Source organism: Pelagicoccus mobilis, from assembly GCF_016595505.1.
Taxonomy (GTDB): Bacteria; Verrucomicrobiota; Verrucomicrobiia; order Opitutales; family Opitutaceae; genus Pelagicoccus; species Pelagicoccus mobilis.
The window spans coordinates 21717-48477 of the sequence record NZ_JAENIL010000054.1; the positions used below are offsets into that span (position 1 = coordinate 21717).

The 26761-nt window shown below is 53.8% G+C and carries 15 protein-coding genes; 11 read left to right on the plus strand and 4 right to left on the minus strand.

Annotation, left to right across the window (positions count from 1 at the left end; all coding sequences use genetic code 11):
- Positions 1–4: 4 nt before the first annotated feature.
- The 5 genes from JIN87_RS22530 to JIN87_RS22550 all read left to right on the plus strand — a co-directional run bounded on the left by JIN87_RS22530 (position 5) and on the right by JIN87_RS22550 (position 11325).
- The gene (locus tag JIN87_RS22530; protein ID WP_200357891.1) at positions 5–2014 is read left to right on the plus strand and encodes a transglutaminase domain-containing protein; all 2010 of its coding nucleotides are present in this window, start codon (positions 5–7) and stop codon (positions 2012–2014) included.
- 247 nt (positions 2015–2261) lie between these two features.
- A complete protein-coding gene (locus JIN87_RS22535; RefSeq protein ID WP_200357892.1) occupies positions 2262–4010 on the plus strand; it encodes a 3-keto-alpha-glucoside-1,2-lyase-like domain-containing protein in 1749 nt (582 codons plus the stop codon).
- A 413-nt stretch (positions 4011–4423) separates the two neighbouring features.
- Positions 4424–6742, plus strand: a complete 2319-nt coding sequence (locus tag JIN87_RS22540; RefSeq protein WP_200357893.1) for a TonB-dependent siderophore receptor — start codon at positions 4424–4426, stop codon at positions 6740–6742.
- Between the two features lie 160 nt (positions 6743–6902).
- Positions 6903–8513 (plus strand): sodium:solute symporter family transporter, encoded by a 1611-nt coding sequence (locus tag JIN87_RS22545; RefSeq protein ID WP_200357894.1) that lies wholly within the window; start codon positions 6903–6905, stop codon positions 8511–8513.
- A gap of 307 nt (positions 8514–8820) precedes the next feature.
- Entirely contained in the window at positions 8821–11325 is a 2505-nt protein-coding gene (locus JIN87_RS22550; protein ID WP_200357895.1) for an ABC transporter permease, read from the plus strand.
- Positions 11326–11413: 88 nt separating this feature from the next.
- Here JIN87_RS22550 and JIN87_RS22555 read toward each other — a convergent pair whose 3' ends face one another.
- The 4 genes from JIN87_RS22555 to JIN87_RS22570 form a co-directional block, all read right to left on the minus strand.
- Positions 11414–12199 (minus strand): hypothetical protein, encoded by a 786-nt coding sequence (locus JIN87_RS22555; protein ID WP_200357896.1) that lies wholly within the window; start codon positions 12197–12199, stop codon positions 11414–11416.
- Between the two features lie 278 nt (positions 12200–12477).
- Positions 12478–13830 (minus strand): Gfo/Idh/MocA family protein, encoded by a 1353-nt coding sequence (locus JIN87_RS22560; protein ID WP_200357897.1) that lies wholly within the window; start codon positions 13828–13830, stop codon positions 12478–12480.
- A gap of 69 nt (positions 13831–13899) precedes the next feature.
- Positions 13900–14472: a hypothetical protein gene (locus tag JIN87_RS22565; RefSeq protein ID WP_200357898.1), complete on the minus strand. Its 573-nt coding sequence runs from the start codon at positions 14470–14472 to the stop codon at positions 13900–13902.
- A gap of 120 nt (positions 14473–14592) precedes the next feature.
- Positions 14593–16164, minus strand: a complete 1572-nt coding sequence (locus tag JIN87_RS22570; RefSeq protein ID WP_200357899.1) for a tetratricopeptide repeat protein — start codon at positions 16162–16164, stop codon at positions 14593–14595.
- 872 nt (positions 16165–17036) lie between these two features.
- On the opposite strand from JIN87_RS22570, the gene JIN87_RS22575 reads away from it, so the two are divergent.
- From JIN87_RS22575 to JIN87_RS22600, 6 genes are all read left to right on the plus strand, one after another.
- Positions 17037–19265: an NADP-dependent isocitrate dehydrogenase gene (locus JIN87_RS22575; RefSeq protein WP_200357900.1), complete on the plus strand. Its 2229-nt coding sequence runs from the start codon at positions 17037–17039 to the stop codon at positions 19263–19265.
- Positions 19266–19412: 147 nt separating this feature from the next.
- On the plus strand, positions 19413–21776 hold the full coding sequence (locus tag JIN87_RS22580; protein WP_200357901.1) for an RCC1 domain-containing protein: 2364 nt from the start codon (positions 19413–19415) through the stop codon (positions 21774–21776).
- Between the two features lie 254 nt (positions 21777–22030).
- Positions 22031–23467, plus strand: coding sequence for an ATP-binding protein (locus JIN87_RS22585; RefSeq protein WP_200357902.1), 1437 nt, complete (start codon positions 22031–22033; stop codon positions 23465–23467).
- A 10-nt stretch (positions 23468–23477) separates the two neighbouring features.
- Positions 23478–24743 (plus strand): M48 family metalloprotease, encoded by a 1266-nt coding sequence (locus JIN87_RS22590; RefSeq protein WP_200357903.1) that lies wholly within the window; start codon positions 23478–23480, stop codon positions 24741–24743.
- A 6-nt stretch (positions 24744–24749) separates the two neighbouring features.
- Positions 24750–25010 (plus strand): DUF7683 domain-containing protein, encoded by a 261-nt coding sequence (locus JIN87_RS22595; RefSeq protein WP_200357904.1) that lies wholly within the window; start codon positions 24750–24752, stop codon positions 25008–25010.
- Between the two features lie 195 nt (positions 25011–25205).
- Complete coding sequence (locus tag JIN87_RS22600) at positions 25206–26639, plus strand: efflux RND transporter periplasmic adaptor subunit (RefSeq protein ID WP_200357905.1); 1434 nt, start codon at positions 25206–25208, stop codon at positions 26637–26639.
- Positions 26640–26761: the final 122 nt, after the last annotated feature.

Consider the following 26761-nt stretch of genomic DNA (forward strand, 5'->3'; position numbering starts at 1 on the left):
AAGAATGCTACACAAAAACGTATTCGCGCTCCTATTACTGATCTCCTTCTCGGTAGTCCCCTCGCTAGAAGCGAAAAAGAAGAAATCAAAACTTCCGGATTGGGTGAACGCCGCCCTCGAACTGCCCGCGGCGCCTCGGCATAAGGACGAAAAACCGGGTTACGAAGTCCTGTGGGACGAAGCCCACTACACCGTCCTCTCCAACGGACGCGTCCACCAAACGGTTCGCTACGCTATCCGCATCCTCGACCTCGAGGAACGCTGGCGAGCCAAAGCCTACGCCTCCTACTACAAATCCTCCGGGACTCGTCCCGAGATATCGGCATGGACAAGACATAGCGACGGCGAAGTCTACAAATACAAGCGACAGGACAAATCGGAGCGAAGCAATGGAAACTACCTCACGCTCGATACAGAATCCAGCACCGTAACGATTGACGGTTGGGAGCAAACACGCGTTGGAGACGTATTCGCATACGAATACGAGAAGACTCAAGCGACTATCTTCACGCAGTACTACTGGCGCTTTCAGAGCAACTGCCCAGTCGCCTTCTCCCAGATCAGCATAACAACCCCGGAGGATTGGACAATCTCCGAGCACTTCTTCGGAGAAGCACCCAACCGTGTCCAATCTGGCAATACAATCACTTGGGAAGCCACAAACCTTCTCTCCAAAAAGTCCGAGCCGCTTAGCCCAACCTCAGCAAACAAACACCAGTACATGATCGCTTCCATTACACCACCGGAAGGCTCAAATGCTCGCTACACCAACCTTATACTCAACTCATGGGAAGACCTTGCCGCCTACAAAGCCAAAGTTAGCGATCCGCAAGCGGAACCCACCCCCGAAATCATTGCAAAAGCCAACGAAATCGTCAGCGGCAAAGACACCGAGTGGGAGAAGATCCAAGCTCTCGGGGAATTCGCCAAATCGATAAACTACGAACACATTTCCCTCGAGCTAGGTGACGGTGGCGGCTACACCCCTCGCCCAGCAAGCGAAACCCTTCGCGTCGGCTACGGGGACTGCAAAGACAAAACAGCACTGCTCAGAGCACTGCTCAAAGCCGTCGATATCGACTCCTACAGCGTCACGGTCAACGCAACCGACAACGACAACGTCGAACCCGACCTCCCATCCCCATCCTTCTTCAACCACTGCATCACTGCAGTTAAAGTGAGTGACAGCGTGGACACACCCGCCGTCTACGAAGACGAAAAGCAGGGGCGCCTCCTCTTTATCGATCCAACCTGGAACAACAGTCCAATCGGGGAAATTCCCTTCGAAGCCCAAGGCGGGCTCGCAGTTGTAGGAAGCCTCGAAGCCAACCCACTCGTTAAACTCCCGCTCAGCACCCCCGAGCAAAACAAGATCCAACGCGAAATCCTCACCGAAATCTATCCAAACGGAATGCTCGTGGGACGAATGGAAACCACCCTGCATGGGCACGCCGCTGTGCAAGAGAGGAGAACCCTCAACTCCACGGACGAAAAGGAATACAAAGAAGACCTAGTCGGCCGATTCTCCGAAGGCGGCAACCCAAGCCCCATCGTGGCGATCATAGATCAGTCAGACAACTACCTCACGGACCGCACCTACCAAAAAACAATCGAGTTCGCCTTCAAAGGATACGCCAAACCGATGCGGAACGTCCTCATGATCGTGAAGCCAGCCATCCTAGGTCGGATCTCCAAAAACCCCTTCACCAAAAACCAGAGAAAACTCCCCGTGCGTCTCCGCTCCCGGATGGTCGAGGAAAAGGTACAATTCTACATCCCGCTAGGGTACGCCGCAGACGAGTTCGAGAAAGAGATATCGATCGAGACCGATTTCGGCAGCTACCACGCCACAACCGAGTACGACGAAGCCAACGCTCAAATTCACTACACCCGGACTTTCCGCCAGACGGACACCACCATCCCAGTCGACCGATATCCCGAACTGCAAGATTTCTACTCCTCAGTGATCCAAGCGGAGCAAACCCCAATCGTCCTCGCTCGGTCGGAAACGTAATCCAAGAATCGGATACAACTGAGAGCCAATGAATTCGTCCGAAAGACGAAACAGAGAACACCAACTACGAGCACCCACATTGCCCCCGCTATCCCGGAGTCCAAAAGCTAAGAGAGAAGGATAGACTTTAAGCAACGACTTGGGCTTGCTCACTAGGCTAGACGTTGAAACGGTTTAGCGAAGCCTTGATCGCAATATTCAGACAGGCTGATTGAAGCTTACTTAGCTTCGTACCCAACCATATACTATGAGAAAACTACTCCTGTCCCTCACGGTGCTCGCCCATGGCTTGCTACCGTTCGCCCTGAGCGAGACAGCCGATGACAATATAAAGGTCATGCTGCTCACCGGCCGCTCAAATAAGTACCACAACTGGAAAGGCAACTCTGCCGCAATCCATCGACATCTCGAGAACGCGGGTATCTTTGAGGTGGATACAGTCGTTACCACTCCCACTGGCGAAAGTCTCGAAGGATTCTCACCCAAGTGGAGCGACTACCAAGCCATCGTCATGGACTACGAAGGAGAAGAGTGGCCCGAAGCCACCAAAGAATCCTTCGTAAAATATATGAAGAACGGTGGCGGCCTTGTAATCGTGCATGGCTCAGACAACTCCTTCCCTCACTGGCCGGAGTTCAACGAAATGATCGGTCTAGGAGGCTGGGGCGGCGCTGGGCTTCATGCTCCTCCGCTCTACCCGGACGACCCATCCAAACGCGGCAGCCGCAACCACGAATGGGGACCTCGCGTCCATTGGAAAGGCTGCCAAGCGGTACATCTCCACGATAAAGGCGGCGCCTTCCACCCACCGAGTCACGACTTTATAATGACAGTTCGCACTCCGGATCACCCTATCACAAAAGGCCTTCCCGAAATGTGGTTGCACGCCAACGACGAAGTCTATTCCCGACTACGCGGTCCCGCAAAGAACATGACGATTCTCGCAACCGGATTCGCCAACCCTGCCAAGCGAAACGCATCTCCCTACAACGAACCTCTGCTCTTCACCATCGATTACGGAAAAGGACGAGTGTTCCACACCACTCTCGGCCATGTGGGAGCCAAGCAAGACGACACGGTTCCCGCTGTGAACAACGTCGATTTCATTCTCACACTGCAGCGTGGGACCGAGTGGGCCGCCACCAGCGAGGTCACCATCCCAGTACCAGATGACTTCCCGCACGCCTACCAAACCTCCATCCGCCCGCATCCAAAATCGGGGTGGAGCGATCTACTCGATCCAGAGCTCAGTAAATGGGAGACCTTCATGGGCATTCCACACAGCACTGTAAAGGACCTGCCAGCTGGAACCTTTCAAAGCGAGGATGTCACCAAAGGCACCCCCATGGGACTCAACAACGATCCGAAGAGAGTATTCTCCACCTACCATAAAGACGGCGAAACGATCCTCCATATTACCGGAGAAATCTACGGTGGACTCACCACTCTCGAGTCCTACGCCGACTACCATTTGCAAGCCCAAGTCCGCTGGGGCGAAAAGAAGTGGGAACCACGCCTGACAGTAAAACGGGACAGCGGCATTCTCTACCATTGTCACGGCGAACACGGAGCCTTCTGGAACGTTTGGAAAAGCTGCCTCGAGTTCCAAGTTCAAGAGAGCGACATGGGAGACTTCATCACCCTAGCAGGCCCCAAAGCTAAAGCCCCGCAAAAGAAGGACGGCAAACGAACAGTCTACGCGCTCGGCAAAAAGTACGAAGAGTGGTCAGGCTACCTACACGCGGAGGTCGAGCCCGACTATCCCAACGGGGAATGGAATACCTTGGATATTTACGTCGTTGGCGACCAGGCAATCCACGTCGTCAACGGTAAGCTCGTCATGTCATTAAAAGACGCCGTCGACAAAAACGGCAAAAAGCTGACAAGCGGCCAAATTCAAATCCAGTCGGAAGCGGCCGAAGTTGAATACAAAAACGTACGCATTCGCCCGATAAAGACGCTGCCTCCAGTGCTCGTGCACAAAGCGCAACTCTAGCACGAACCACCCAAAGTCATTCAAAGCCCTCTCGATTTCGAGAGGGCTTTTTTAGTAAACGCGTCGTAGGAAATACATGTTTCCGCCATGCCGCTTTTTCTATGTTTATTTAAGCAAACGAACATTACAAGAAGGGCTCATAGATCCTATAATCCGAGCTGTTTCAATACCCCAACTTTGCCAGAACGGCGTTCATAATCCGCATCCATTCCGCTTCTCGACGAAGCAAGGCCTCGTACCCCTTCCCTATGATTGGTATCGCTAATTCTGATACGTTTTTCTGACGAAAAGTTAGACCACGGTTACTCAGTCCAGGTCGCTAATGTCCGAACACATTTGGCCTGTTTTCCAACCCCCTGCTTCCAACTCACACAAAGGCAGGGACTATCAAACTGTATCTAACCTCTATCCCTATGAAGAGAAACAAGGCTACCCTATGGGCGACGGCTTTAACACTTAGTGCGTCACCATTATTACACTACGCATACGCTCAATCCACGGACGACGAAATCTTTAACCTGCAGCCCTTCCAGGTTACCTCCAACCGCGAGGAAGGCTACCGCGCCACCTCTACGATTTCCGCTTCCCGCCTGAACGTCCAACTCGACGAAGTTCCCGTCAACATTCCCGTTATGACGGCAGACTTTATCGACGACACAGTCAGCGTCACCCAGCGTGAAGCGCTCGAATGGCACGCCGCCGTCGAAGGAAAGAACGTACGCGGATTCGGGACCGAGGAATTCTACCGACACGGCTTTCAACACCTTTCAGACACTCAAGGCTTCCTCATCCAGCGTATGGAAATCGTACGTGGACCAACCGCGATTCTCAGCGGGCCGATTCACCCTGGTGGAGCGATAAATGTTATTACAAAGCAAGCCGTTCTCGACTCGAATTTCGGTGAAGCACGTTTTCAACACACGTTCGCGGAGAACCACTCCTACGGAAACATCGGATTTGATATCAACGCGGGAAACCTTGGCAAGGACACCGACTACGGAAACACCATGGCATTCCGTTTCACCGGCGCTTACCAACAAGACAGTGGACGCGGTGCATGGACTGGTAACGACTACGGAGCCGGCCTCATGTCCTTCCGCTGGCGCCCCCAGGAAGAAACCATAATCACGGCCGAGTACTACAACTACAAGCTCGACTCCGATCGTACGGACCACATGGCCGGGCTCCGTCTCAACATGCCTACCGACTCGGCAACCGGCTTCCAAAAGCCAGTCGGACTCGCTGCTCGCGAACAGGGCTATAGCGACATAATCAACGGAGCAAACTGGCTCGGCCCGGACGCTTCCGCGCCAGAACGGAACAATGAGTTCATCATCAATGTGAACCACAAGTTCAACGACTTCTTCTTCGTCGACGCATCCTTCACTCGTGCCGACCGCGACCTAGACTTTATCAACATGATGCACGGCAACGGTATGGGCACCTACCAGCTTCGCTTGAAGGACGGAGCTCCCGCTGGCTCGCAAGACGTGGACGACTACCTCATCTACCGTCGCCTCGGCCCCTCCCGCCTCATCGGCAACATAGTCGATCAAATTGGCGTCATGGCGACCTGGATACCGGACTTCACCGAGAACTCGAACCACAAGGTCATGTTCGGCTACCAAAGCTTCGAACAGGACAAACTGCTCGACTTCAAGTGGTACAAAGAAATCGGAACCGGCGAACTCTGGCATAGCCCGGTCGAAATCTCCGACTACCCTAGAGGCGACCTCTCCTACGACTTCAGCCTTCTCTACGAAGACGTCCACCTAGACCGACAAGAGGTCAACGAACAAGACACCCTCTTCGTAAACTGGACCGGCGAATGGCTCGACGAGCGCCTCCACACCATGTTCGGTCTCTTCAATACAGACCTCTCGCAAAACCAGACCAACTTCGGCACCGCCAAAGAAGTTCACGACAGCAGCAAGACCCTTCCGCAAATCGGAGCCGTCTACGACTTCACTGAAGACTTTGGCATGTACGCTAGCTTCACCGAGTCTGCTGCCATCAACTCAAACCAAGCGCCTCCCGCCGACAACGCCGACTTCCACTTCCCGCCCAAATCCGGCGAGATGCGTGAGATAGGCTTCCGCTTTGATCTCCTCGACAAGAAGCTCGTTGGCAGCCTTGGTATCTACGAAGTCAATCAGACCGATGTCGTCTCATACAACTCCGAGACCGAAGAATTCGTGAACCTCGGCGATGTAGAATCAACAGGCTACGACCTCGACATTTTCTACTACCCCACCGCGAACTGGTCAGTCATCTTCGGCTGGGCTCACAACGACAAGGACGTCCCCGCCCTCATCGCATCCACCGGCGGCACCGCAGCAGACCGCAACGCCTTCGCGAGCCCGCCAAACAAGTACTCGCTCTGGACCAAGTACACCATCAAAGATGGTCCGATGCACGGCGTCTCGTTTGGTGGCGGATTCAAGCTCGTTGAAGGCACTCCGACAGAGCGTACTGTAAACGGCACTACATACCGTGCCTCGACTCCAGACCGCACCCGCTTCGATCTCTTCGTGCAAAAGAAGGGAATGTTGAACGACGACGTAGAATACTACGTTTCACTCAATGCCAGAAACCTGACCGGCAAGGAACTCATCAACCAAAACCCAGGCCTTGGATCCGGCATCGCTTACGGCTGGCGCCCAAATTCCGCCCTCCGCTACGAGTTCGATCAAGACCCGGAATACACGGTCACTACTGGTCTGAAGTGGTAGAAACAACTGTAGGGCGGGGCGTCGACCCGCCTTCACAAATCGCCTCAACGCGGCGACCTACAATCAAGTCTCAAACCTTTTCAAAATCTGAGTAACCAACCACCGCAGGGTTAGCTTCGCTATCGGAGCTAGCCCTGCCTTTTCTTTTTCAGCGTCGCACATGCCTTCCAGCCCGCTCACGTTCCTCGACTACCTTGCCATCGCCGCCTACCTAATCGCCGTGGCGGCGATCGGCTACACCGTATCCAAACAGGGAGCACGAACTACAAAAAAATATTTCATAGCGGACCGGAACATGCCGCACTGGGCTGTCGCCTTCACCTTGATGGCCACTCTCATCAGCAGCAACACCCTCGTCGCTCACCCAGGCATCGTCTTCAAGAACAGCATGGTCCTGGTTCCCGGCTTCCTCGTCCTACCGATCGTACTGGTCCTCATCGCGAAATTCGTCGTTCCCTTCTACCGTCGAGTCATCGGGCTCAGCGCTTACGAATACATCGAGAAACGTTTCGGACTCGAATCGCGTATGTATTCGTCATTCGGATTCCTCATTGATCGCATTTTCGACATCGGCGTCACCCTAATGACCACCGCCCTCGTGGTGAACGTAATCGCTCCTCAGTGGCCTGTGGCTTATGTTCTCTTCGGACTCGGGATCTTCACCCTCCTCTACACTATGATCGGAGGAATCGCAGCCGTCGTATGGACAGACGTATTACAAGGCGTCATTCTAATAGGTGGGGGGCTGCTGATCTTCCTCTACCTACTTTTCACACCTGCCGCAGGCGCTCCGTTCTCGACCCTTACTCACGCATGGGAGGCCGGGAAGTTCAGTTTCGGTTCAACAGAACTCACATGGGCAAGCCTCTTCGATACGGAAAACCGTACCGTCTGGATGTTCATGATCGCTATGGCGATCATCTGGACACGCAAGTACGTGAGCGACCAAAACATGGTACAACGCTACTTGCTCGCCCGCACAGACCAAGAAGCGCGGCGAGCAGCTCTTCTCGGAGCCGCCCTTTCCGTTCCGATCCTCATCGGCTTCAATCTGATCGGGGCCGCCCTTTTCGGTTTCTACGAACTGAGCGGAGCCACTCCACCCGATGTTGCAGACAAAGTGCTGCCGCACTTCATCGTTACACAACTTCCCAACGGAATTGTCGGCTTGATTGTGGCAGCCATCCTCGCCGCCTCCATGTCCTCGGTAAGCTCCGACCTCAACAGCGTCGGCACCGTCGTGACGAGCGACTACTTCCAACGCTTCCTCCCTCGCAGTGCAGATCGGACACGCTTGCTCGTAGGCCGTACAACGGTTCTTATTGCCGGCCTTCTGGCAGCCGCGATCGGAGTCTGGCTGATCCCAAGCGAAACCTCAGAATCAACAGCCAGCCGCGTGCTCGCCTACGCGACCATCTTGTCTGCTGGGACTCTCGGGCTCTTCTCGCTCGGATTCCTCACCAAACGCGCAACCCGCCAAGGCGCTTTCGCAGGGATCGTCGCATGTCTATTATTCACCACTTGGGGAACGCTAACGCATGGCAATTCGCCCATAGTCGACCTTGGCCCTTTCAATTGGCAGATGAACTTCATTCTGCTGGGCGTCTTCGGTCACTTCGTCCTCTTTGGGGTCGGCTACTTGTATAGCCTCCTCTTTGGCGGCTATCGCCCGGCAGGAGTTGAACAGCTCGTAGTTGGAGCCGAAGTGCCCGATGAAGAGATCGCCGAGCCGGCCTACGCGACAGGCCAACAGAAAAACGGCGACCTCTGAGAGATCGCCGCTCTATTACCCCTAATATATACCCTTGAATACCTAAAACTGTGTGATTCAGCGGCCTCATTCTGTTTTGTTCGGCTCGTTCCTGAATCTGGAAAAAGAATACCACGAAGCCTCGAAATCCGATATAGGACCATGGTCTTATGCTGCGATCGGGAGTCGTACCGGATGACGATAATTCTCCCCACAAAATTAGACGTAACCGCTGGCGGGCGGCGTAGTAAGGGTTAAGGTAAGAGGCTGTGCGGCGCCACCGCATGCCTTCCCAGAGTCTGTCCAACTGCACCCCCACCTCCCCGCCATGCTCAGCTCTTCCCATGACCTGAAAGTCGGTCTCCGTTCGCTCGCCAAGGAACGTTCCTTCAGCGTGCTCGCCATCTTCGTCCTCGCCATTGGCATCTCCGCAGTGACCACCCAGCTTTCGGTGGTCAACTCCGTCCTCTACCACGCCTTCGAGTTTCCGCAAGCCGACCGGCTTGTCGATGTTCGCATGGTAGATCCCAACAACTTCACTCCCACCAATTTCAACTCGATCATGTCCACCAAGGACTTCGTCGAGGTACAAGAGATCGCTACATCCTTCGATGAACTTGCTGCCTACATCAGCGGATCCACCGTCAACATCCGCTACAAAGGACAACCCAAACGTCTCACCGGCGCCTACGTAACCCATAACTATTTCAAGACGCTCGGCGTCAGCCCAGAAATAGGGGACGACTTCCGTCCCGAAAACGATCGCGTGGGAGCTGAAAAAGTTGTGCTTCTCGCCCACTCACTCTGGAAGTCGGACTTCGATTCGAATCCCAACATCATTGGCGAGTCACTGAGAGTGAACGGTAACGTCGCAACAATCGTCGGAGTGATGCCACCTCGCTTCAACTTCCCTACTCGCGAGCAAATTTGGATTCCGCTCAACTCGGAGTTTCCAGTCCGAGAACGGGGAGATCCAGGGATCAATTTCGTCGACGCACTCGGGCGCTTGAAAGGTGACGTATCGATCGACCAAGCACAGCTGGAAATGACGGGAATTGCCCAGCAGTTCTCCCAGAATTTTCCCGACACCAACGAACAGTTTACCCGCGGCTTCGTTCGTCCACTCATAGACTATTTCACTCCCGGCAATCTCGCTGGAACCATCCTCTCCATGCTCGCCTTCTGCATTGGCGTCCTGCTGATCGCTTGCGTCAACGTCATGAACATGCAGTTCGCCCGCGCCACTCTCCGCGCCCGCGAACTCGCAATCAGAGCCTCCCTGGGCGCCTCCCGTTACCAGCTGATTCGCCAGATGCTCACCGAGAGCTTCCTGCTTGCGGCAATCGGTGGAGCCATTGGAGTCTCCGCTGCAGTTTGGGCAACCACAGCCCTCGACACGCACCTGCATACGAACACGCGACAGATCCCCTCCTGGATGATCATTCAGATCGATCCGAAAACCCTGGGTCTCGTACTCGGTGCCGTCTTCATATCAACGATTGCTTCCGGACTCATCCCCGCATTCTTCGCATCCCGTACCGACGTTTCCGATACACTCAAAGAGGGAGGCCGCGGCAATACCTCCAAGGCCGCTCTAGTCGTTACTCGTTCGCTCGTCATCCTGCAGATCCTCGTCACCTGCATACTCCTAATCGGTTCCCTGCTGCAAACCCAAGCCATCATCCGCCAACAGTCTCTCGACTACGGCTACGATACGGAGTCCGTACTGGTCACCCGACTCGGTTTGATGGAAGGCGATTATCCTGAAACTGCCGATCGGGTCGACTTCTACCGGAAGGTTCTCAAAACCGTAGAGGAGTCCGAACACTTTGAATACGCCGCGATCACCAACCGTTTCCGCATGGTTTTCTCTGGCAACGGACCTATCGAAATTGAGGGCCGCGAATACGTGCAGAACACCGACCGCACCAACGCCCAGTTCGAGCGAATCTCGCCGGATTTCTTCAATACACTCGATGTCAAACTTCTCGAGGGACGCTTCTTCGCCGATTTCGACTCCGATCAACGGGACCCAGTTGCGATCGTCACCGAGTCTTTCGCCCGTACTCATTTCCCAGACGAATCAGCCATCGGCAAACGCTTCCGTACCACGCGGGCCAACGGGACATTCGCCGGTCCTTGGCGAAATATTGTCGGCATCGTATCCGAAGTGCGGATGCACGGCCCCTTCAACGCAGAGCAAGAAATCCCAGGATTTTACGTCCCCTTCTTCAACAACGCCTTTGGTCCTGCCGAGGACATCCCGGTTGCTCCGCAATTTGGAACCATTCTCGCCCGACCACGCGGAGGACAGGACCCACTGCTCTTCTCCCAGCAAATCCAAGAGCTCGTCAATAAGGTAGACCCAAATCTACCGCTCTACTTCACCGAAACCCCACGCATCGCGCTCGACAACTTCACTGCTCAAAGCCGAGTCGTCGCGAACCTCTTCGCCTTGTTCGGAATCATCGCCGTGATCCTTGCAGCGGTTGGGCTTTACGGAGTGATGAGTTTCTCCGTCAATCAACGCACCCCTGAGTTCGGTCTTCGTATGGCCCTGGGAGCCGGCAAACCCAAGATTCTCCGCATGGTCATAAATCAAGCTGCCTGGCAATTGGGAGCTGGGCTCCTTCTTGGAATCGGAGCAGCTCTAGCCATATCCCAACTCGGAGGCCAAGGTCTTGCCAACGCGTTTTTTGGCATCAGCCCTCGCGACCCACTCACCTACACAATCGTGTCCGTTTTTCTGATACTCACAGGCTTGGCATCAACCTACGCCCCCGCAATTAGGGCCACCAAGTCAGATCCCATGGTGGCCCTCAGAACAGAATGAACCTTGTGAGAAGCGGCCTTGTGCCGCGATCAGCTTGATCAAACAACCGCAGTGTGGCGGCAAGCGCCAACACTACATCCGCAGGATACTACTCCGCCGCCTTGATGGAATAGTCAGGCAAATGGCGGAAGTGATTGCTCACTGACTTCGCGACCGAATCGTTCAACTGATCGAAGATCTCCTTGGTCTTTTCCTCACCGAGCGCTTCGAGAACGACTTCATAAGCGTTGGGCGACGGGTCTTCCATCCCCGCCCAATCTTCAGAGGGGAACACCAACCAAACATTGTTTCCTACACCTCCCGCCTTCTGTACGCTGACGCTCCAATCATAATCCCAAGACTCAGTCTCCTTGAGCACGTTTCCAATCTGCTCGATCGCATTGAGATAATCCCACTGCCTACCGATCTTTGTCCTAACTGTATTGACCGTGAAGTACTCGTAGTCGCGACCATCGGTCCATTTGCTCAAATCTTGCCTGTCTACAGCAATATCCGCCTCAATTGACTCAAGGTGCGGGGCTACGGTGGCATACCAATGCTCAGAAGCCTTCTTCCCAAACTCGCTATTGTAGTACTCGTCAAAGTCCGCCCAAGAGTGCGGATAAGAACGGACATGGTAGTTTCCGAGGTCTGGGCCATTCACCACTACGAAGCACTCCCAACCCCATGTGTCTCCATTATCGCGACGCCATTGCACATGCTCCGCGAACGCTTTTTGGAAGTCAGCTTGGGAACCCATCTTGACCTCAAAGGTATAACCGCGGCCAAGAACAGCCCCTTTTTCATCACTTTTGTGGTGATCCGAAAAAAGAGAACAAGAAAGGAAGAGTGAAACAAGAGCAGCCACGAGGGCCTTGAGGATGGGGTTTCTCATAATACGCAGGATTAGTTGGGTTAAGATCGAGAGTGCGGCACTCTCCTAGAGTCAGTATCCGTCCATCAGATACATTTATTCCATACGCTGTTTGAGAAATAAAACGCTTATAGAGATAAGCGCAGCAGGCCGTTCGGGAGGGAGCATAGAAGTACTCCAACTCGGCTGACCCGTAAAGCGGCAAGCCAAGATTCCTCTAAACTTGTCAGCAAGCACTCTAGGAGGAGACTCCTCTCACCCGTAGCCTGCTCCCAGAAACCCCTGACCAACTCCAGAACTCACACCTTCTCCGGGTCCGGGTGCTCCCAGTCTCCGCGATAGGGTCGAGCGAGTTTCTTGGTCGCTTCCTCGTCCCCAATAATCGTCCGGGTCGCTGGATCATACTTTAAGGTACGCCCTACCTCCAAAGCGACATTCCCTAGAATGCAGCAAGCACTGGAAATATGCCCTTCTTCAATATTGGAAACCGCGCGCTTCCGCTCCTGCCTCGCTTCCAAAAAGTTCGTAGCATGAACGTAATCCACTTGGCCAAAGGCGTGCCCAAACTGTCCGAAATCTACATTCTCTAGATTGTTTGTCTTGGACAACATGTGACGGCCCTCAGGCGATCCACCATCCTTCGGCGTGAAACGATACTCTAAAGTCGTCACCCGCAAGGTCCCTTTCTCCCCAATGATGTCCGCACCCCAGCCATCCGTCCAATGGCGCTTGGGGAACGGAGCAGCTCCCCAGGAGCGATGCTCCCAAGTCACATCGAGGTCTGGGTATTTGAATACAGTTTTCTGAGTGTCTGAGATATTGGCTGAACCTCCCTTCAGCATGTAAATACCGCCAGTCGAGCTCACCGAGATCGGCCAGCCGATACCCAACAGATGGCGAACGAGATCAAAGATATGCACTCCCATGTCCCCAATCTTTCCGTTCCCATACTCCATGAAGTTCCGCCATCCCTTCGACTCCAGCGGCGGCACGAACGGAATTTTTGCTGCCGGCCCTGCCCAGAGGTCGTAGTCCAAATGAGCCGGCGGCTGGACCGAGTCGATTTTTCGAGCTCGACCGCCTCCGTAAAGAAAACACTCAACAGTTCCGATTCGACCCAGTTTTCCCGTATCCAGGTACTTCTTACGAACTTCCTCGTAAAGCGGACTACTACGACGCTGCAGGTTCACCTGCACGACGCGATCGTATTTGCGGGCCGCAGCCACGAGGGCTTCACCTTCCATCACGTCCACACTGATCGGCTTTTCCAGATAAACGTCAGCTCCGGCCTTCATTGCTTCGATCGCAGGTAAGGCATGCCAATGGTCGGGTGTTCCAACGATCACCACATCATGTTGATCCGCCGCCAGCATCTTCCGGAAGTCCGCATAGGTAGAAGGAGCTTTGGACTGTCTTCCCGACACCTCGTCCAATGTCTGCTGCAAATGCTTTTGATTCGGGTCACAAAGAGAAACGACTTCGACGTTCCCCACCCTCGACAAGGCGGCCAGATCCACATTCCCAAACCAGCCGCAACCGATCAGACCGACTCGAATTTTGGGGCCACTGCCAACCGCTCTCAAACTCTGAAGAGGCAACGAGCTTAAAGCTCCCGCTGCTGCCAAACTATTAATAAAGGTTCTTCTATTCATCTCTCTCTTTCTAAACTTCAATATCCCGCAGCCTGGCCATCCTGGCGACTCTCTGAAGCGCCAAAATACTCAACGCCACCCTTTTTCAAAATGTCCAATCCCACCTGCACTGCCAATGGCTGGCTTATCGCCTCCATCGCTCAAATCCACGAAGGGCAATACCGCGACCGACTTTTCTACCCCACTCGTTACGGTTCCTTCTCGCCCGCCTCCCTTGAAATAAAAGAAAACTGCCAGCGTCCCAAATATCAGAGTCGGCAATCCAGCTGCAAAAGCGAAAGCCATCCAATTCCGCTTACGTTGCTGTTTCTTCGGCACGGGTAAATCCCCGCGAGACTCTCGAGCCGCTTTCGTCGTTTTGATACCATCCGGTGTCAGCTCGAACGCCCAAGCTAAAATCAAGGCGACGGGAAAGCCTAGTACCAACATAATCACTACAAAACGAAACGCCCAAACCGGAATTCCAAATCCTCCAAACGTCGCCGCCGCCACCTGGATGATCAACCATGCGACCACAGCATAAGTCACCGCCACACGTGTCACTTTTCGCTTTTTAAGTTCAGCGAAAAACGTGAGCTTATCCGGTAACTGTTTTGGAGATTCCGGCGGCTTTTCGGGAGGGGATTCTTCGGAAGAAGGCATGGTTCCGAGTCGGATAGGGCGGCAGTACGGGGAAGCGTTACCCCGTACTCTAAAATTAGAAAATAGCTTCAAAGAAGTAGCGAGCACACTTTTCGCAAAACGCTCTTTCTTTGCTCCACCCTATTCCGATTGGTTTACCATTGCGAGTCCATCCACAGCTTGCGGGCGCCGCGGGTTACGCTCCACCGCTCTTCGATAGGCTGTTTCAGCTTCTTCGATACGGTCTAACTCCAACAAGGTTTTACCTAAAAGCTCAAAGGTTGGGACTACAGTCCGAGGAGGACCAAACTCCAATGGAAGCGCATCTTCCGCCCCAGCTGCCTTCCTCAGCAAAGCAACTCCCTCTTCAATTCTTCCATCCTTTACTGCCACCAATCCCGCAAGCTGATCCACCTGCAATGCCTTCCACGCTTTTGAAGGGCGTGGGCCCTCAATCAACTCGTTCGCCAGCGAACGATCACCTAGCTTCAATCCCACAAACGCATCGGAGACACGATAGCTGAACAGGATGTTATCATTCTCTTCACTCGGGATACTCTCAAGCGGCACCGCCCATCGAGGCCCATTTTGCCAGTCCTCGAAATCAACCAGGTGACGATAACGCATTCGATTGAAATACCACCACTCGCCGCCAGTTGCCTCTCCACCCATCACATACTCATGAGCAAGATCCATCAGTGCTTCCGCCTCTTCCTTCTGCCCCAGCATGAGGTAACCATAATGAAGCCAGCTTGGATAGTGCCCGCAAACGTTCGGCTTCTTTCCCTCCCGAATGGTTTCGGCGTCTTGTAGTTCTTTTGCCCGGATGTTAGCTGAAACCGTTCTATCCCACATCCCCAAGGCTACAAAGATGTGCGAAGTCATGTGTTGGGCATGAGCCGCATTGGGAGCTATCTCCGAATAAGCGTTGGCAGCGACCAAACCCAGAGAAGCGTGCACCGGATCGTCGAACGAATGGATAATGTAGTGCGCTGCCCCCGGATGCCGAGGATTCCGTTGAAAGACCGGCTGCACCACAGCGGCCGCTTGCATGTAAGTCGTGAAATCTCGCTTCCCATTTCGACTCCCTAGGATCGAAAGTCCATAAAAGCTGCGAGCCTCGTCGTCCTCTGGATAAGCATCATGAAGCTTTCGCATCGCCCCCATGTAAGCACGGTCTCGCTTACGCTTTATCTCCGTGAGCACGAACTCCTTGCTCTGCCCATTGCTGCACATTTCCTTTTCGACGAACTCTTCACTTGGCCCCTTCAAAGCCAGCAGAGTCTCAATCGCATCCAAGTACATCCGTTCTCGCTCGGTCTTAGCCTTAAGCAGTCTTTCTTTCCTAGTGGGAGCAAGCTTCTCGAGAGCAGCTTGCATCTCCTCTGCCATGTACACCGACCAAATCGGCCGATTATAGGTCATCGCTTCCCCCCAATACGCCAACACGAAATTCGGATCAATCTCTTGAGCCTCCCTGAACGCCGACGCAGCTTGCTTGTATTCAAAACTGTGAAGCAAAAGGACTCCGCGATAAAAGGCATCCTGAGCTTCTGTGGCTCCTGAATTGGGAAAATGGATTGCTCCAAGTTCTGGATAATCAACGATCCCATCAAAGGATTCATCCGTACCCACAATCCCTTTACCGACTGATGGCGTCAGCGATACAACAAAGATGATTACAACGACTCCAAACTTAGTATACACGTTCATAGATAGAGAGGGCTAAGAGTTACAGCAGTTCGCTAGAGGACCACCCATTCGTGAGTCCCAACGGACAAAATTGAAGAAAAACGAAAACGCAGGAGGCTGCACACGATCCTCGTAGTTTAAATTCTAATACAAAAAGCACCCAACACTTCCGAAAAACATTACTTCGCGATGAGGGTGCCCCATACAGTTTCGCCAATGAGGTTCCAAACGCGGGCGACCGATCCAAAATTGGCGGCCTGCAAAGGCTTGGGAAAGCCGCCATAGCTATTGGCAGAAACGAACAGGGTACAACCGCATACTTGATCGCAATCCGGAGAAGCTGGCCCCGACGCAACTCCGCAAAAAAGGTGCGCGACTCCGGTTCAGAAACACGATTTTCCGGAGCCTCATAGTTAGGGGTATCTTCGGAAGGAGGCATAATTCCGAGTTGGATAGTGGGCAGAGAGTCAGCAAACAGTACGCTCACCGACCGGCCAGACACTAGCCAGCTCCCCTCAAGATGCGAGCCCACAGTTCGAGTGATCTCCGGTTTTCAACTCAATCACTCGAGATTTCGCACCATTACCCAGAGGGATTGATAAACTCTGCCGCTTAATCCCCAAGCCTGTCCCAACAAGACCTTCTACAAGATCAAACTAACATTACTCCAACTACTAGGCCTGAACTTTTTCGACAATGAATCGGACCGCCACCAAACCCAATTTCTGCTCATATCCCGCATCATAGGAACCCATGTAGTCCCCTCTTTTTCCTCAAAACTGGCTCTCACTCCCGCTCATGTCCCCTATCTTGTTGACCCGCGGACTATTCCGCATACCCAAGAACTCCCCTATAATTGATTGCAGGGGCAATTATCCAAGGTCTCGACAAAAATGAGCACAGAAAAATCCACCATCATCTACACGAAGACGGACGAAGCGCCAGCGCTCGCCACCTACTCCTTCCTGCCCATGGTGCAGGCCTTCGCCAAGACTGCAGGCGTCGAAGTTGAGACCCGCGACATCTCCCTCGCAGGACGTATCCTCGCTCACTTCCCAGAAAAACTCACTGACGAACAGAAGATCGGCGACCACCTCGCAGAACTCGGTGAACTGGCAAAGACTCCAGCGGCCAACATCATCAAGCTCCCGAACATTTCCGCTTCCATCCCGCAGCTCACCGCTGCGATCAAGGAACTCCAAGACCACGGCTACGACATTCCAGATTTCCCAGCCGACCCGCAAACAGACGAAGAAAAGGCCATAAAAGCAAACTACGCCAAGGTCCTCGGTTCCGCAGTTAACCCAGTCCTCCGCGAAGGCAACTCAGACCGCCGCGCTCCTGGTGCCGTCAAAAACTACGCCAAGAAGAACCCACACTCCATGGGTGAATGGACAGCCGCTTCCAAGACCCGCGTCGCTACCATGGGTAAGAACGACTTCCGCTCCAACGAGAAGTCAGTCACTCTCCCAGAAGCGACCACAGCTGACATCGTCCTCACAACCGCTGACGGCGAAAAGCAAGTCCTCAAGTCCGGCATCGCTCTCCAAGCCGGCGAAGTCCTCGACTCCACTTTCATGTCCGCCAAGGCACTCGACGCCTTCCTCGAAGACCAAGTCGCAGCCGCCAAGGAAGAAGGCGTACTCTTCTCCCTCCACATGAAGGCGACCATGATGAAGGTTTCCGACCCCATCATCTTCGGCCACGGCGTACAGGCTTACTTCAAGGATCTCCTCGCCAAGCACGCCGACACGCTCTCCGGCCTCGGCGTTGACTTCAAAAACGGTTTCGGCGATCTCGTATCCAAGATCCAAACACTCGACGCCGACAAGAAGGCGGAAATCGAAGCCGACATCCAGGCCGCCTACGACAACGGACCTGACCTCGCCATGGTCAACTCCGACAAGGGCATCACCAATCTCCACGTTCCATCCGACGTCATCATCGACGCCTCCATGCCAGCCATGATCCGTGGCGGCGGCATCATGTGGGACAAGGACGGCAAGGAAGCCGACACCCTCGCCGTCATCCCAGACAGCAGCTACGCCGGCGTCTTCCAAACCGTTATCGACTTCTGTAAGGAAAACGGAGCCCTCGATCCACGCACCATGGGCACCGTGCCAAACGTCGGCCTCATGGCCCAAAAGGCCGAAGAGTACGGCTCACACGACAAGACTTTCGAGATCCCAACCGACGGTACCGTCTCCGTTGTCGACGCATCTGGCAACGAGCTCATGTCACACGAAGTGGAAGCCGGCGACATCTGGCGCGCCTGCCAAGTGAAGGACGCCCCAATTCGCGACTGGGTTAAGCTCGCCGTCTCTCGCGCTCGCGCCACCGGTTCTCCAGCGGTCTTCTGGCTCGACGAAACCCGTGCCCACGACGCTCAGCTCATCGAGAAGGTCGGAGCTTATCTCAAGGACCACGACACCGAAGGCCTTGAAATCCTCGTTATGGCTCCAGCCGCCGCGTGTAAGTACTCCGTCGAGCGCATGGGCAAGGGCGAAGACACCATCTCCGTCACCGGCAACGTTCTCCGTGACTACAACACCGACCTCTTCCCAATCCTCGAGCTCGGCACCTCCGCCAAGATGCTCTCCATCGTTCCCCTCATGAACGGCGGCGGCCTCTTCGAAACAGGCGCTGGCGGATCTGCTCCAAAGCACGTCCAACAATTCCTCGCAGAGAACTACCTCCGTTGGGACTCCCTCGGCGAATTCCTCGCCCTCGCGGTTTCCTTCGAACACCTCGGCGAAGTGAACGACAACGCCAAGGCCAAGGTCCTCGCCACCACGCTCGACGCAGCCACCGGCAAGTTCCTCGAAGAAAACAAGTCTCCAACCCGTCGCCTCGGCGGCATCGACAACCGAGGTTCCCACTTCTACCTCTGCCTCTATTGGGCCCAAGCCCTCGCCGCTCAGAGCGAAGACCAAGAACTCGCGGATGCCTTCGAGCCAGTAGCAACTCAGCTCACCGCCAGCGAAGACAAGATCGTTGAAGAGCTCATCGCTGCCCAAGGCAAGGAAGTCGACGCCGGTGGTTACTACCACTTCGACGACGATAAAGCCTCCGCCGCCATGCGCCCGAGCACTACGCTCAACACTATCCTCGCAGTTCTATAAACTGTAGGCCGCCGCGCCGAGGCGGCATCAACCAAACCATTTCCCCAAGGGCAGCCCTCACCGGCTGCCCTTTTTTATTCGAGAATTGAAGATCGCAAACAACTTCAGGAATCCCTAGCTCCATTTACAGCGAATACGTACTTCAGGATGCGACTCAAACAACTCTTCTTCACTCTCTTCATTCCCCTGGCTTACTGGTCACTCCCTGCCCAAGGGTCCTATACCTACCGATTCGGCGAAGGAAATTACTCCAGCATGGATCAAAGCCTCAGTCCGATTTCAGACGTCATCAAGATTGCAGCAGGAACGGACCATACCCTTTTTCTTAAATCTGACGGAACCCTTTGGTCGGCAGGCGGAAACCAGTTTGGGCAACTGGGCGACGGTAGCATAAACAACCGACCCTACCCCCAACAAATTGCATCCGATGTTCGCGATATGGCAGCCGGTCACTACTCCAGCCTTTGGGTCAAAAACGATGGTAACCTCTGGACCTGCGGAGCGAATGAGCGTACTCAGATTGGAGGATCAACCTCGACCGGTCGCTGGCAACCTCAAGCAATCGCCAACTCAGTCAAAGCCGTTTTCGCGGGAGCAAACCATAACCTATACTTAAAAAGTGACGACACGCTCTGGGCCCTCGGATTCACAAACACGCCAACCCAGATCGCAGAAAACGTACGGAATGCAGCAGCTGGCGAATTCCATACATTGTATGTGAAAAACGATGACACTCTCTGGGGGCTCGGCTACGACTCCAACGGAGTCCGAATCGTCACCAACTTCGTTCAACAATCCAATCCCCGCATTTTAGCCATCAACGTTTCCAAAGTCTCCGCAGGCTCCAACCATTCTCTTATACTGAAAAAGGACGGCACGCTCTGGGGCGAAGGAATGAACCAGTCCGGCGAACTAGGTACTGGAAACACAAATCCCGTACCGGCCTACCAGTTGATCGCCTCAAATGTCACCGATTTCAGCGTCTACGGCAATGCGAGCGCCTACGTTCAATCCAATGGACAGGCCATGGCTATGGGCGCTGCAGTACTCGATCCGAACAACTCTTCCAATCTGCTCCAAGCAACGCCTGTCGCCCAAGACGCAACGGCGGTCTCACTGGGTGGCCAACATGGCCTATGGATCGACTCGAACACCGAGCTCAACGCGTCAGGATCTAATCCAGTGGGTCAACTCGCTTCCGAAGCCTCCCCTCCTCCAGGAAACTTTCTCTTAGTCGGGGATAACATCAAGTATGTATCCAACGGAGGAGGACAGGCCTTATTTATCGACGAGGACGGCAATCTCTGGGGAGCTGGCAAAAACGAATTCGGAGCCTTAGGCGATGGTAGCCAAATAGACCGCACAATCCCAATTCTCATCGACTCCAACGTCTCCGCCGCTTCAGCAGGAAGCTACTACTCGCTCTACCTTAAAGACGATAATACCCTTTGGGCAATGGGTGCAAACTGGTACAACAACCTTGGCTCGTCTGTAGAACATCCACAACTCACCCCCATCAAAATCGCTGACGATGTACAACGCTTCGTAGCAGAATTTGAAAGGACCTACTTCGTGACCACAGATGGGACGCTTTGGGGTCTAGGTGCCAATATTCTCGGTCGGGATCACTTGGGCAATAGTTCCGACTCTCCCACTCCTACCAAAATCCTCGAGGATGTGATCTCCATCGATAGCAGCGGCAAGCTTTCAGTTTTTGTTACCAGCGACGGAACAGCTTGGGGTACAGGATTGGATCGTTATCGATATGGCATATCCAACACCTCCCAGAGCGGAAATTTGTACCCAGTTTTCCAGGACGTTTCTAAAGCCAGCGTTGGAGCGATCCATGTCCTCTACTTGAAAACAAACGGAGAGCTATGGGGAGCAGGGGCGAACGACTATGGCCAATTGGGTCTCGGATTCGGCCACTCAAATGTACCAGTGCTTATCGCAAAAGACGTCATCAACGCCCAAGCGTTCGGATCATCCACTCGCTACCTAAAGTCCGATGGTACCCTTTGGGGGCTCGGTTTAGGGATCTCCACTCCCAGCCATCCAAACATCAGTCAGCCTGCACGCACTCCAGTTCTCATAGCCAGCCAAGTGCTGTCCTTTTCCGGATCCCTTGTCATCAGCTCCGCTCCACACAACGCTGACGAAGACCTAGATGGCCACCCCACGCTATTCGATCCCAACGACACAAATCCGCACAACCCGCTAACCGATTCTGATGGCGACTACGTCCCGGACACATACGCAGCCCCGTACACTCCTGCGAACTACTCGCCGCGAATCGTGCTCTATTCCCAAACAAGCAAAACACTCTCGGTTTCGACTCCCGTAGCCCCCGGTTACCTCTACTATTTCGAAGGTTCCAACGATCTGCAAAATTGGGAACAAGTCGAAGAAACCGCTTCATCTTCCCAAACCTTTTCCTCGCCTCAAACCGAAGCGAAACTCGACCTACCAACTGGATACAAATTCTACAGGCTCGTTTCTGAACTGCGGTAACCAAGCCCGGTCCAAAAACGACGCCCGCATCGACCACGTCAACCACCGCGTCACACCTAGAGCGCTACTCTTTAGAATTGGCGTAATCTTCCTAAGGTCGGAAGGTAGGGCGGCCTCGCCGCAGGCCGCCGTGGAGCTTTTACCCTGCAATGCGATTCTCGCCTTAGCTCACACAATAGTCGGAAAACATCTTAATACACATTATTAATTAAAGTATACTTGCACTAAAACCATCATTTTGTGTAATTTCCCTCATGAGAATCCCACAAAGCGATCTTTTGGCCGTTCTGAGGAATTACAACCCATGGTGGCAAAACCAGCCGCTTCCTGACCTTCCAAACTGGAAACGTGCCGCTTACTACAAGATTGCTGCTTGGGCTGCCGAACCTCCAGCAGGCAGAGCTCTACTTCTTAGCGGAGCCCGCCAGGTGGGCAAAACGACCCTTTTCCTACAAGCGATCCAGGAGCTACTAGACCAAAAGATTCCTCCAGGAAACATCCTCTATGCCACTCTCGATCACCCTCTTCTCAAACTCGCAGGCCTGGAACAAATCCTTGAAGCATGGCAAGAACGCGAACCACGGCGCGAAGGCCCTCTCTACCTGTTTATTGACGAAATCCAATCAGCCAAGGACTGGCAAACTTGGATCAAACATCAGGTCGACTTTCACAAAGGACAACGGAGAATCGCAGTCACAGGTTCAGCCACTCCACTCGTAACCGAAAACCAAGAATCGGGCGTCGGGCGTTGGCAAACCATCAAGCTGGCGACGCTCTCCTTCTACGAGTATCTGCAAATCCGCAGCGAACCCGTGCCTACACTTCCTCAAATCCGGTCGCTTCGACAACTGTTCGATTGGAAGGAGTCTAACTTTCAAGAAGTCTCGCACGTCGCTCGCCCCATAATCGCCCTCTTTCACGAGTACCTTCTCCGAAGTGGTTTCCCTCAGTGCTCAACGATTTCAAGTATCACGCTATCACAAAAACTTCTCCGGGAAGACATTGTAGACAAGGTACTCAAACGCGACATGACCGCACTTTTCGGTGTTAGACGCGTGCTCGAGATCGAGCAAGTGTTCCTCTACCTTTGCATGCACGATGGCGGACTACTCGATCTACAAGAACTCTGTCAGAGCCTGGAACTCAAGCGTCCGACTGTATCCAATTTCATAGACCTTCTCGAAGCAACACACCTCATCTACCGACTCAGACCATACGGCTACGGCAAGCAGATCTTGCGAGCGAAATCCAAGGTATACCTTGCGGATGCCGCCATTTCGCCAAGCACGCTTCTGAAAGGGAAAAGTCTCTTAGACGATCCGATCGCTCTCGGCCAGGCAGCAGAAACAGCCTTCTTCAAACATCTCTTCACTCGCTACTACGATCAAACGCTCGGCTTTTCTTATTGGCAGAACAAGAAAAAGGAGGAGGTCGATTTGATTGTAGATCTCGCGGGTCGTAGAACCGTCCCATTCGAAATCAAATACCGATCTCCTAACCACACCAAGACCAAGGCCTTTCCTGCCATGCAAGAGTTTTGCCAGAATCAAAAGATCGAAAAAGGGTATATCATCACGCGTGAAATCGACGACTTTAAAACGCTGCAACTGTCAGAAAACCTGCGTATCCAAAAAATTCCAGCAGCGCTAGCGTGCTATTGGCTCGGTCAATCCGAGATCGATCGTCTTTAGAGAATTCAAAATGCCCCCCTCCCCCGCACTCCTCCAAGCCCGATCCAACAAGTATGCTCGCATCGACTACGCGACCATCGGTCTACTCCTAGCGATAAACCTTTTCCTGCTCTATCAGATCATAATCCAGAGCTCGATCTACTCAGTATTCGTTTCCTGCATACTTCTCGCCTTATCGTACGCGATCCATCTAAGTTTTACCCACGGTCTCTTTAAACTCCCCAAAGCTCGCATCATCGAGTTTGGCTCCACTCAAAAGATTGGCCGCTACCAAGCCGGAAAAATCTACCTGATGATGCGCGAACTTCTCGCGCCCCATAAAGGAAAGGAGCAGCCAAAAACGTACATCACCTTTCAGAAATACGACGGTGCCTTCGTGCTCAACAGCCTCTTTTTCAATTTCGTTCGTCCCCTCAACGCTGTTTATATCTCACACCATCTCTTTCAGATTCTCAAAGCGGGCGAAGTCAAAGCCATCCTCGCTCACGAGCTCGCTCATTTCTATGAGTACATTCGACCGCTCAACCGTGTTCGGTTCGCACTGATGAGCTTCAATGCTCTCTTCCCGATCTACCTCTCCTTAAACCAAGGACAGATCTCCTTTTGGAAAGCGCTTCTCACTTGGTTCGTCTTCTCTGCCATTTTCAACCGACTGACAAACCTCTGGCTCAGCCGGACGTCCCAAGATCACGAATACCTCTGCGACCTCTCTGCCGCCAAACGCTACGGTGTCCTAAACATCGTTAACGGGCTTTTCGGCGTCGTGAAAACAGCTGAAATCCAGGCCCAGCTCTACAAGGCTCTCCTGACTCGTATTCGCAACGACAATACTCTGTCTATCAAGGATCTCGAGGAACTGGTCTCCCATTGCGAATCGGAACTCCCGAGCAAAGCGATCGGGGAACGAGACATAGAACGCCTCGTGCGGAAAATAATGGGCGACCACAAAGTCCGCGACCTACGAAAACGCCTTTCAAAAGAGGAGCAAAAAGCGGAAGAGAAGGAAATACAAGGGATCGTCGAGCGACTCATGCTCTCCCACGACTTCAAGGTTCTCGACTGGAAGCGATTTGACTACGTCATTCCTGACGGGCGCCTCAATCCCAGCGAATACGAACGCCTCATTCGCACATTGGAAGCGAAGCCAGACCACCAGCTTTTCGATATGGCCACAGACAATCCGGACTTCACTAAGAAATCTTCCCACCCAACTGTTGCACAACGTATCCAATTTCTTGAACATGCTCGTAGGGCCGACCCAGCCATAGCGCTTTAAGCCAACATGCAGTCACCAGAGGTTACGCGCTTGATTCGTTGGTTCGAAAATGACGGATCCGACACCCTAGTCGGCGAAGCCCCGCTTTCGGGCCCCACTCTTTCCGAGCTCCAGGAACTCTTCGAAGTACCAACCGACGACCCCATGTACGACTGTTTTCCGGTAGCAGAAAAACACCGCGTTTTCATCGAAAGCCACGCCTCTCTGTCGCTCGATTTCGATCGTTTCGACTATTTCCTAGAAGCTGACGCAGAGCCGCAAACTTAACACAACAAAACGTGGTCCTATAAAAGCACTACAGGACATTCGCTACAAACTGATGGCTCGACCTGACTTTAGGCCCCTTATACCACCAACTATAACGGTTTAGGGCATTCTAGCTCAACAATCACGCCCGAGTCCCGTAAACCAAAGAGCATCTACCACGTTTTGGACGTAGGAAACCGGCACCAACATTACTCCATGAAGTTCTTACGCTACTTTCTCCCGATTCTTATCCTCTCAATCGCGGGCTACTTTACTTGGCATTTGATGAAGTCACGTCCGGAGCCTCACCGCTATCGACCCGACACTTCTGCTCCCGAGGTTCAAGTCACAGAGCTTCAACCACAGGATTATCAGATCATCCTACATTCCCAAGGCATCGTCGAAGCCCGCACTCAATCCGCGCTAATCCCCGAAGTTCGCGGACGCATCATCGAGATCTCCCCCAACTTCCGCACCGGAGGCTTCTTCGAGGCAGGCGAAACGCTCGTTCAGATCGACGCTTCGGACTACCACACCGCGCTCGTAACCGCCGAGGCTACCGTCGCCCAGATGGAACTACGCTACGCCGAGGAAAAGGCTCGCTCCGAACGAGCCGAGCTGGACTGGAAACGCCTTGGCAACGAAGTCGCCCCCACCGACCTCGTCCTCCGTCGCCCTCAACTCCGCCAAGCCGAAGCCAATCTCGCATCCGCCAAGGCTCGCCTGGAAGCAGCTCGACTCAATTTGCAACGCACTCGCATTGTCGCCCCTTACGCCGGTCGCATCCTCAAGAAAAACGTGGACGTTGGCCAATACGTTTCCCCCGGGAACCAGTTGGCTACTCTGTACGCTATCGACTACGCCGAAGTCCGTCTTCCGCTTTCCGAAGCGCAACTCGGCTTCATCGACCTCCCCGAAAACTACCGTGGATCAGGCGAGCTCGCGAACTTCTCCAAGCCCGTCAACCTCCACGTCGAAGCCGGGGAAACTGAAACGGTCTGGACCGGCGAGCTCGTCCGTGCCGAGGGCGCGTTCGATCTTCGGTCTCGCCAACTCTACGTCGTCGCTCAGGTCGCCGATCCCTACGGACACAGCGAGGAAGGTCGCCCCACACTCAAAGTTGGCTCTTTCGTCTCTGCAGAGATTCCGGGAACCTTTCTGCACAACGTTTACGTCATCCCACGCCGCCTCTTCCGCGAGAGCCAGTACCTAATTATCGTAAATAAAAGGGACCGCATCGAGCGCCGCCAAGTCCAGCCGCTCTGGACCGACGAGGAAAACATCATCGTGCGCGAAAACATTTCCCCCGGCGAACGCCTCTGCCTCACTCCGATCAAGTACGCCTCCACCGGAATGCGGGTGAAGATTCCCGACCCCGACGAAGCCCTCGCCGATCACGACATTGCCAATCTCGAAACTCTCGACAGGGTCCTCGCCGCTATTCCCAAGTCTGCGAAGATCCCCCTCGCCCTCAGCACTGAAATCACCGCCCTGGAAACCGAGCGCGACCCAAGACGAGCCCGAATCCTCGTCAACGAGCTCCGCCGTTGGGCCATGCAAAAAGACCTCGGCCTGCCTCAAGAGCTTTTCAACATCGACCGCAAGGAAGGAAAGAAAAAGCAGGCCAAACCTGTCGCAGCCCAATCCTAGCCCTTTCGAAAGGTAGGGCGTGACGGCCCTGTCTGGTCAAGATACATGGTTAACAGGTGTTAAGAGACATGGTTAACACTTTTTGATGCCGTGGATGGAGACCGATAAGATAACCCAAAGAA